Here is a 1,476-nt window from a genome sequence, read left to right as displayed (position 1 = left end):
TGGGCCATTCCGCTCAGTGCCGACCCGATCAGGAAGAGCACTATGGACGTCATGAAGATGCCCTTGCGCCCGTACATGTCGCCGAGCTTGCCCCAGATCGGGGTGGAGGCGGCGGTCGCGAGCGTGTACGCGGTGACGACCCACGACAGGTGCTCCAGGCCGCCCAGCTCTCCCACGATGGTCGGCATCGCGGTGCCGATGATCATGTTGTCGAGCATCGCGAGCAGCATCGCGATCATCAGCGCGAGCAGGACGACCCGTACGCTCCTGGGCTGCTTGCCCGCGTCCGCGGCGACTGCGGCGTCCGCCGGTGCGTCGGCCGGTGCGTCGACCGGTGCGTCGACCGTTCCGGTCGTTCCGGTGGCCTTCGTCGGCCCGTCCGTCCCCGCCCCGGGTTCCTCCACTTCGTCCGCTTTTCCGGCCGTCCCGGCCGTCCTGGTGTCCGCCACTGTGCCCACTCCCCTGTGGTCCCGCCTTGCTACTTACTTGCCGACCGGCAAGTTGGCTACACTGGGGAAAGTAGACCCGTAACTAGCCGGGCGTCAAGTAAGTTTTTCTTTACCCGCGCCGACGGCGTGCGACCAGAACGAGGAGCGGCCACGATGGGCAGCAGGCAGCGGCGCGGAGACACCCGCCAGCGCATCCAGGACGTGGCCGTCGAACTCTTCGCCGAGCAGGGCTACGAGAAAACCTCCCTGCGCGAGATCGCCGAGCGGCTGGACGTCACGAAGGCGGCCCTCTACTACCACTTCAAGACCAAGGAAGACATCCTCATCAGCCTCTTCGACGACCTGACCAGGCCGATGGACGAGCTGATCGAGTGGGGCAGGGGACAGCCGCACATCCTCGACACCAAGCAGGAACTCCTGCGCCGGTACAGCCTGGCCCTCACCCAGGCGGCCCCCCTCTTCCGCTTCATGCAGGAGAACCAGGCGACGATCCGCGAGCTGAGCATCGGCGAGTCCTTCAAGGACCGCATGCTCAAGATGCTGGAGATCATCAAGGATCCGGACGCCCCCCTGGCGGACCAGGTCCGGTGCGTGAGCGCCCTGTTCACCATGCACGCCGGGATGTTCGCCCTCAAGGACATGGAAGGCGACCCCGAGGACAAGCGGAAAGCTGTCCTGGAGGTCGCCATCGAGTTGGTCACGCAGGCACACTCGGACCCGCACACGGCCTGAGACCCCGCGCGCCCCTCACAGAGCTCAGAGGTGCGGGTGCACAGGATGCAGGTGCACAGGACTCAGAGGTTCAGGCCCTTGGAGTGCAGGAAGGCGACCGGGTCGACCGCGCTGCCGTAGTTGGCCGTCGTACGGATCTCGAAGTGCAGGTGCGGCCCGCTGGAGTTGCCGGTGTTGCCGGACAGCGCGATCGGCTGGCCGGTCTTCACGACCTGGCCGGGCTTCACGTCCACGCGGGAGAGGTGCGCGTACTGCGAGTACGTGCCGTTGCCGTGCTTGATCACGACGGCGTTGC

The 1,476-nt window shown here is 66.5% G+C and carries 3 protein-coding genes; 1 reads left to right on the top strand and 2 read right to left on the bottom strand.

What is annotated here, in order from left to right; translation table 11 throughout:
- Window positions 1-449, bottom strand: a 449-nt coding sequence (locus AOK01_RS45740) for an MFS transporter (RefSeq protein ID WP_245702551.1), incomplete at its 3' end; no start/stop codon positions are given.
- A 153-nt stretch (window positions 450-602) separates the two neighbouring features.
- Between AOK01_RS45740 and AOK01_RS35110 the strand changes: the two genes are divergently transcribed.
- The gene (locus tag AOK01_RS35110) at window positions 603-1,181 is read left to right on the top strand and encodes a TetR/AcrR family transcriptional regulator (protein WP_055518879.1); all 579 of its coding nucleotides are present in this window, start codon (window positions 603-605) and stop codon (window positions 1,179-1,181) included.
- A 62-nt stretch (window positions 1,182-1,243) separates the two neighbouring features.
- Here AOK01_RS35110 and AOK01_RS35105 read toward each other — a convergent pair.
- On the bottom strand, window positions 1,244-1,476 hold a 233-nt coding region (locus AOK01_RS35105; RefSeq protein WP_157871621.1), incomplete at its 5' end, for a M23 family metallopeptidase.

Source organism: Streptomyces aurantiacus (genome assembly GCF_001418335.1).
GTDB classification, from domain to species: Bacteria; Actinomycetota; Actinomycetes; order Streptomycetales; family Streptomycetaceae; genus Streptomyces; species Streptomyces aurantiacus.
Note: the sequence above shows the minus strand (reverse complement) of the source record. Positions and strands in the feature narration are given on the sequence as shown.